The sequence below is a fragment of the Pseudoxanthomonas sp. LjRoot204_2 genome, assembly GCF_056175765.1.
Genome location: NZ_JBGFFG010000534.1, coordinates 1 through 2,015, shown reverse-complemented (window position 1 = coordinate 2,015; position 2,015 = coordinate 1). Strand labels below are relative to the sequence as shown.

At 67.5% G+C, this 2,015-nt stretch carries 4 protein-coding genes; 2 read left to right on the top strand and 2 right to left on the bottom strand.

What is annotated here, in order from left to right; genetic code table 11:
- Positions 1 to 14 precede the first annotated feature (14 nt).
- On the top strand, positions 15 to 587 hold the full coding sequence (locus tag AC04L7_RS17580; protein WP_435997198.1) for a TlpA family protein disulfide reductase: 573 nt from the start codon (positions 15 to 17) through the stop codon (positions 585 to 587).
- On the top strand, positions 587 to 853 hold the full coding sequence (locus AC04L7_RS17575; protein ID WP_299340974.1) for an acylphosphatase: 267 nt from the start codon (positions 587 to 589) through the stop codon (positions 851 to 853). Before AC04L7_RS17580 ends, AC04L7_RS17575 begins: the two co-directional genes overlap by 1 nt.
- A 108-nt stretch (positions 854 to 961) precedes the next feature.
- Here AC04L7_RS17575 and AC04L7_RS17570 read toward each other — a convergent pair whose 3' ends face one another.
- Both AC04L7_RS17570 and AC04L7_RS17565 read right to left on the bottom strand, forming a co-directional pair.
- Complete coding sequence (locus tag AC04L7_RS17570; protein WP_436040785.1) at positions 962 to 1,369, bottom strand: hypothetical protein; 408 nt, start codon at positions 1,367 to 1,369, stop codon at positions 962 to 964.
- Between the two features lie 17 nt (positions 1,370 to 1,386).
- The coding region (locus AC04L7_RS17565) for a polyphosphate kinase 2 family protein (RefSeq protein WP_475513551.1) at positions 1,387 to 2,015 on the bottom strand (629 nt) is incomplete at its 5' end.

The following is a 2,015-nucleotide window of genomic DNA, read 5'->3' as shown; positions in this document are numbered from 1 at the left end:
CACCAGGAGCCTGCATGAAGCCCGTTTCTTCCCTGTCGCTGGCGGCCGTGTTGTTGCTGGCCGCGTGCAATGCCGGATCGGCGCCCGCCGAGGTGGCCGAACCGGCGATCGAGGCGCATGTGAAGGATGTCGACCCCGCTGCCGAAAAGCCGGCGGATCGCACGGTCGAGATCCCGACCCTGCAGGTGAAGACACTCGATGGCGCCGATTACACGCTGGCCGCGCACCGCGGCAAGTGGGTGGTGGTGAATTTCTGGGCGACCTGGTGCGCGCCCTGCCTGAAGGAAATGCCGGACCTGTCGGCGCTGGACAAGGACAACGCCCACATCGAGGTGATCGGGCTGGCGTACGAAGAGATCGAAGCCGACGACCTGAGGGCTTTCCTCGCGGAACGTCCGGTCGTGTATCCGATCGCCATCCTCGACGTGTACAACCCGCCGGCCGATTTCGCCACGCCGCGCGGCCTGCCGCTTACCTACCTGATCGCGCCGGACGGCAAGGTGGCCAAGCAGTTCCTCGGCCCGGTGACGGGCAAGGAGATCGAGGCGGCGATCGCCGCAGCGGGCGGACCGAAGGCCAAGGCCTGATGACGGCTGCGCGTTTCCTCGTCAGCGGCAAGGTGCAGGGCGTGTTCTTCCGCGCATCCACCCGCGAACGCGCGCTGGACCTGGGGCTGAGCGGGCGCGCGACCAACCTGCCGGATGGGCGCGTCGAGGTCGTCGCCGCAGGTGATGCGGCGGCACTCGATTTGCTGGAGGCATGGCTTCGCCTGGGGCCACCTGCCGCGCGCGTCGAATCGGTCGTGCGTGAGGCGTGGACGCGAGCGGTGAACGAAAACTTCGTCACCAGCTGACCGGGCAGGCACCAGCTGTAGCGTGCGCCATGCGCACGATCACGCACGTCGCCCGTGCGCATGGCGCACGCTACGCCAGGACGGCATTCCATCCTGTCGCAGGCTCACTCATTCAGGACCACCAGGCGACGGCTCGCTGGCGTCTTGCAGGCGCAACGCGCGCGCGGCCTGTTGCTCGTCCAGCGGCGGTGGGCGCGCGATCACGGTTTGCATGGGCTCCTTCCAGCCGGGAATCCTGCGGGCGCCGGCCTGGATGCCTTTCGCCGCGAGTCCGGCCAGTACCGGCACGATGCCGCCGTTCTTGCCCAACTGTTCCAGGCTGGTCGGCTCTTTCCAGCGCCGCTCGAACACCGTCGGCTCGACATCGACCGGATTCTCGAAGCGGTACAGGTCCACCACTTCCTCCGGCTCGGGCCTGACGACCAGCGTATCGAGGGTCGTGGCCTGGTCATCGTCGGTCGCCGCCGCGGCATCCTGCGCCATCGCGGGTGCGGCGACCAGCCACAGTGTGGCCATCAGTGTCCGGCGCACGATCAGTCGCCGCGCTGCGGCTTGATCGGCTTGAGCACGCTGTAGCGCTCCTTGTGCAGTTTGCCCTTCAAGGGAGGCAGGCCGAGGGGTTCGACCGGTACCCGGGTGTCGGGCAGGCGGTCGAGCAGGTCGCGCAGCAGGGTCAGCCGGCCCGCGCGCTGGTCGTTGAAATCCACCAGCGTCCACGGCGCATTCGTCGTGTGGGTGGCCTTGAGCATCGCTTCGCGCGCGGCGGTGTAGTCGGCGTACTTCTCGCGTGCCTTCAGGTCGATGGGGGACAGCTTCCAGCTCTTCAGCGGTTCTTCCGCGCGTTCGGCGAAGCGCTCTTCCTGCTGCGCCTGGTCCACGCACAGCCAGTACTTGAACAGCAGGATCCCGTCGTCGGTGATGCCGCGCTCGAACACCGGCGCCTGCTGAAGGAAGCGMTCGTAYTSCTCATCGGTGCAGTAGCCCATCACCTTCTCGACGCCGGCSCGGTTGTACCATGAGCGATCCATCAGCACGATCTCGCCCTTGGTGGGCAGCCGTTCGATGTACCGCTGGAAGTACCACTGCCCCTTCTCGCGCTCGGACGGCTGCGGCAGGGCGACCACCCGGGCGTGCCGTGGGTTGAGGTACTGCATCACACGCT

Excerpts from the sequence above, each read along its gene's own strand:
- AC04L7_RS17580 (WP_435997198.1), top strand. The coding sequence starts at position 15 with ATGAAGCCCGTTTCTTCCCTGTCGCTGGCGGCCGTGTTGTTGCTGGCC.
- AC04L7_RS17575 (WP_299340974.1), top strand. The coding sequence starts at position 587 with ATGACGGCTGCGCGTTTCCTCGTCAGCGGCAAGGTGCAGGGCGTGTTC.
- AC04L7_RS17570 (WP_436040785.1), bottom strand. The coding sequence starts at position 1,369 with ATGGCCACACTGTGGCTGGTCGCCGCACCCGCGATGGCGCAGGATGCC.